The sequence below is a fragment of the Aquaspirillum serpens DSM 68 genome, from assembly GCF_000420525.1.
Taxonomy (GTDB): Bacteria; Pseudomonadota; Gammaproteobacteria; order Burkholderiales; family Aquaspirillaceae; genus Aquaspirillum; species Aquaspirillum serpens.
This window is the reverse complement of record NZ_ATVC01000109.1, coordinates 1-1758: the sequence shown is the minus strand read 5'-3', so window position 1 is coordinate 1758 and position 1758 is coordinate 1. Positions and strand designations below refer to the sequence as shown.

Here is a 1758-nt window from a genome sequence, read left to right as displayed (position 1 = left end):
CCAACAAGCTGGCTTAACGGAAACCCAAATTGATCAAGTACTAAAACAACAGAATTTTGATTTTCAACAATTAACAAAATAACCAGCTGGCGTAGCCGGCGTAGGTTGGGTTGCCTACCATCCCCAAGCACTTCGAATATTGTCAGCTATTAAGTTAGAAGGCTGTAAACGCCAATTATTCGGCTGTTGATGCATATAAACGGCCGCCCCATAAGTGTTGGAGGGTTGATGTTGGGACATAAATGCAAGACTGGCTATTTGCCAGCCTGCATTTTGGAAGGCGAGTAAATAAGCTGCATAGTCAGGAAAAGCGGCTCTTTTTTGAAGTCGTAAAGGAAGCAAAATGTCTGTTACTGGATGTGTTATTTGATTGATTTCATTTATAAAATCTTGTGGTGAGATTGATTTTTCCTGTAAAGATGACATTCTCACAACAAAAATGCGGCTTGAACCATTCACACATATATGCCAGTTGTTTTCCTTAATACGACACCCACTCAAGTGACGAATCGTTGTACTTTTACCAGAATTTGGGTTCCCAATTACAACATGTACTTTAAGAGTATTGGAAATGGTTTTCTGTTGAACAGTATTCATTGTTTCTTCCTGTAAAAAACCGCCCCACCCAATTAAGGGCGAGGCGGTTCGGGATCGCGTACGGCGGTATTTTGCCGTTTGCCGTTGTCGGTTTGTTGGGTTGCGAAACAACCAGCAACCCAATCTACACCGGCTGTAATGGCCTAATGTCAGTGGGCACAGAACATGGCAAACACACAACCTATCTCTCTGTCCGAAAAAATTTGACCGTTACACACATTACAACCATTACAAAACCCACGCCGCCGAGGGTAAAAAAAACCGCCCCACCCAGTTAAGGGCGAGGCGGTTCGGGATTACGTACGGCGGTGTTTTGCCGTTTTGCCGATGTGAAAATGCGGCAATTAAGCGATTGCGGTCAGTCCTTTTTTTTGGATCACGGTGAGAAGTCGCAGTGCTGGCCCGCCAGGTTTTTTTACTCCGCGTTCCCAATCAGAAACAAGGTTCTTGGAAACATTCAGATAACGGGCAAATACCGGTTGTGAGATGTGCTCACGCAAGCGAATCGCTTTGATTTCTTCGGGTGCTAGCGTGTGAATGGGTGTTAGACATGCCTCGTCAAACTCCCGCATCGTTTTTTTATCGACAGCGCCAATTTCATGTAAGGCTTCCATTGTTTCATGGATAGCGGCGAAGGCATCGCTACGGTATTTTTTAGGCATTTTTGACGATCTCCTCAAACTGACCGTTAGCAATGAGCTGTTGTAATTGCTCATCGGTGAGTGCAAGCACTTGCTTGGCCATTTTCTTAAACTGGATTTCTTCATCTTCACGGATATTGTCCTGTTCGTTCTTAGGAAATCCAAAAACGAAAAAGGCTTTGTCGCCCTTGCAGTACAAAATGATGGTGCGATAACCGTTGGATTTACCGCGACCTGAGCGAGCGATTCGCTGTTTGATAACGCCACTGCCAAGATCGGCATTAATCTGACCCTGTTCAGCACGGTCGACGGCCTCCCATAGGGCTGCGGCTGAGATTTTTTCTTTGCGGACAAACCGCTTAAACCAAGCGTTTTTGAAGGCTCTCAAAGGGAATCACTCCATACATTAGTGAAATAATATCACACTAAGTATGATATTTAAAACCAATGCCGCATGGTGAATAAGCGCAGCGCATCCGCCGAGATGTAGTGTGGGCACGGGTTTTGTGCCCACGAAACC

3 protein-coding genes are annotated in these 1758 nt (G+C 45.2%); all 3 read right to left on the bottom strand.

Going from position 1 to position 1758, the window contains the following annotated elements:
- Positions 1 to 114: 114 nt before the first annotated feature.
- On the bottom strand, positions 115 to 597 hold the full coding sequence (locus G465_RS0112735) for a hypothetical protein (RefSeq protein WP_022654811.1): 483 nt from the start codon (positions 595 to 597) through the stop codon (positions 115 to 117).
- Positions 598 to 941: 344 nt separating this feature from the next.
- On the bottom strand, positions 942 to 1259 hold the full coding sequence (locus G465_RS0112730) for a helix-turn-helix domain-containing protein (protein WP_022654810.1): 318 nt from the start codon (positions 1257 to 1259) through the stop codon (positions 942 to 944).
- On the bottom strand, positions 1252 to 1626 hold the full coding sequence (locus G465_RS0112725) for a type II toxin-antitoxin system RelE/ParE family toxin (protein ID WP_022654809.1): 375 nt from the start codon (positions 1624 to 1626) through the stop codon (positions 1252 to 1254). The genes G465_RS0112730 and G465_RS0112725 overlap by 8 nt, the downstream gene beginning before the upstream one ends.
- Between the last annotated feature and the right edge of the window lie 132 nt (positions 1627 to 1758).

Coding starts and splice junctions, on each gene's coding strand:
- G465_RS0112735 (WP_022654811.1), bottom strand. CDS start 597: ATGAATACTGTTCAACAGAAAACCATTTCCAATACTCTTAAAGTACAT.
- G465_RS0112730 (WP_022654810.1), bottom strand. CDS start 1,259: ATGCCTAAAAAATACCGTAGCGATGCCTTCGCCGCTATCCATGAAACA.